Here is a 400-nt window from a genome sequence, read left to right as displayed (position 1 = left end):
GTCATTGATGGAAAGTATCGTGTAGTAGAGCAGGGCATGACTCTGCTTGAAGCTGCCAATGTGTGTGGTGTGGAGATACCTTCACTGTGTGGTGCTAACAAAAGTGGCGAGAAGATGCCGTGCGACTTATGTGTGGTAGAGGTTGAAAGTGGCGGAGTGCAGCGCTCTTGTGAACTTGAGGTGCACAATGGGCTGAACGTTGTCACTCAATCTGAACACCTGAGTGAACATCGTCGTCAAGCCCTGAACCGCATCATGACCGACCACTACGCCGACTGCGAAGCGCCGTGCAAAACGGCTTGCCCTGCGGGTGTTGATATCCAATCTTATCTGTATCACATCGCTCAAAATGATCATCAAAAAGCCATCGAAGTGATCAAGCGTACCTTGCCTATGCCCC

The 400-nt window shown here is 50.8% G+C and carries 1 protein-coding gene; it reads left to right on the top strand.

Annotated features, from left to right (window positions below; translation table 11 throughout):
- Positions 1 to 400: 2Fe-2S iron-sulfur cluster-binding protein (locus AB4585_RS24680; protein ID WP_372171386.1), on the top strand; the 400-nt coding region annotated here is incomplete at both ends.

The sequence above is a fragment of the Vibrio sp. 10N.222.49.C9 genome, from assembly GCF_041474985.1.
Classification (GTDB): domain Bacteria; phylum Pseudomonadota; class Gammaproteobacteria; order Enterobacterales; family Vibrionaceae; genus Vibrio; species Vibrio crassostreae_C.
The sequence above is the reverse complement of the archived record's forward strand: the minus strand, read 5'-3'. Positions and strand labels throughout refer to the sequence as shown.